Here is a 1,588-nt window from a genome sequence, read left to right as displayed (position 1 = left end):
CACTTACTCTTGGTGATTTACCCTCCCATGACTCAACGGGTCGTAGCCCTTACATTCCTTCGTTATACCTGTCCAAGAGGTGGAGGCCGAGATGCTAAATTAACGGGTCTGTGCCCTTTGGGAACTACTACTCGGTACTTCCGTGCTTTTCATTAATCGTGATCCTACGAATGAGCCAACATACGCCTACAGCTAATGCATGTATTCATAAGACTTGATGCTTATGGAGCAATTAAATAACAGAAATAGCTAAGCAGCTTGTGCCTGTTCCATCTCCGACTTGAATTCTTTTTGACCTTTTACCATACCAATGAGTATACGTGCTAATTTACCGATTAATTTAAAAATAGAGCGGTATTTCTTCATTTTCAAGACCTGTACGTTGTGGAGATGCCACTGCTGAAAACTCGGATGATTGTTGACAAGGGTGAGTACGGCTATATATAAGTATTTTCGTAGTTGGCGCCTTCCGCGTTTTGAGATGGTAACTTTACCTTGGTGCTTGCCTGAACTCTGATTCACAAGATTCAGTCCGGCTTGTGAGAGGATCTGCTGGCCATGTGCATACTTGCTTAAGTCCCCGCAACCGGCCAGCAATGCCGAGATCATTAACGTACTCAAACCCTTCAGACTTCGCAGCAAGGGAACCTCGGGCAGGGGCTCAAGCAACTCTTCCAGCTCTTGCTCGAACTCTCGCAGTCGCTCATTTAAGCGCTCGTAGTCTTCGAGAAGTCTTTTTAAATCATTTCGAGCTTCCAGATATCCCACGTTACTGCCGACGGAATTGCGGGCTGCTGCGATGAGTCTTGCAGCGATCTCCATACCTGTTCGGCCGCCAGCTCGTTTCATTCCACCTTTTTCTCTCCATAAGGATACGATTTCCATTGGTGTTAGTTGCTTCACGTCTGCAGGCATCGGAAAGATCTTAAGTGAGGCTAGGGAACGAACGGTTGTCCAATCCTCAAACACACGGCAAAATTCTGGGAAATGGATGTCAAGTAAGCGGATAATGCGGTTTTTAAGGCTTGTCAGCTGTTTCACCCAGTAGTCACGGTTATTCATGACCATGCGTATACGTTGGTAAACATCACCATGTAGATGGTACACAGAGTAATATCCGCGACTGACCACATCCGCGATAACCAAAGCGTCTTTGAAGTCATTTTTGGACTGACTATTGTCGCGATTCTCTTTGTTTCTGTATGTGGTTAAAGGGTTGACGAGAACGACTTCATAGCCGTTTTGTGTTAACCATTCAGCTAGATTAAACCAGTAGTGCCCGGTTGGTTCGAGTCCGATGATGAATGAGGTAAGGTTATGTTTAGCTAACAAATCTTGCATCCAACCCAATAACTTTACAAATCCCTCGTTTCTGTTTTCAAACGAAACATGTCGTCCTAGTTCGATTCCGCGGAAGTTGACAGCTCGGGCCACATGTCTTTCTTTGGCAATATCTACACCGATGATAAGGTGATTTGTTGTAATTCGCTCGACACGTTGATTTTTAATCTGTCTTTGTTTAAACTTCATAATAGAGCACCCTCCTGTTGTTAGATCTTGTTAGTCACTGCCCGGTGACATGATCTAA

At 44.8% G+C, this 1,588-nt stretch carries 1 protein-coding gene; it reads right to left on the bottom strand.

All coding sequences use genetic code 11. The annotated features are described in order from the left end of the window. Positions 1-249: 249 nt before the first annotated feature. Entirely contained in the window at positions 250-1,530 is a 1,281-nt protein-coding gene (locus GON05_RS26220) for an IS110 family RNA-guided transposase (protein WP_157323338.1), read from the bottom strand. Positions 1,531-1,588: the final 58 nt, after the last annotated feature.

It is taken from the genome of Paenibacillus anseongensis, from assembly GCF_009757995.1.
Lineage (GTDB): Bacteria > Bacillota > Bacilli > Paenibacillales > NBRC-103111 > Paenibacillus_E > Paenibacillus_E chondroitinus.
This window is presented reverse-complemented; position numbering and strand designations above follow the sequence as displayed.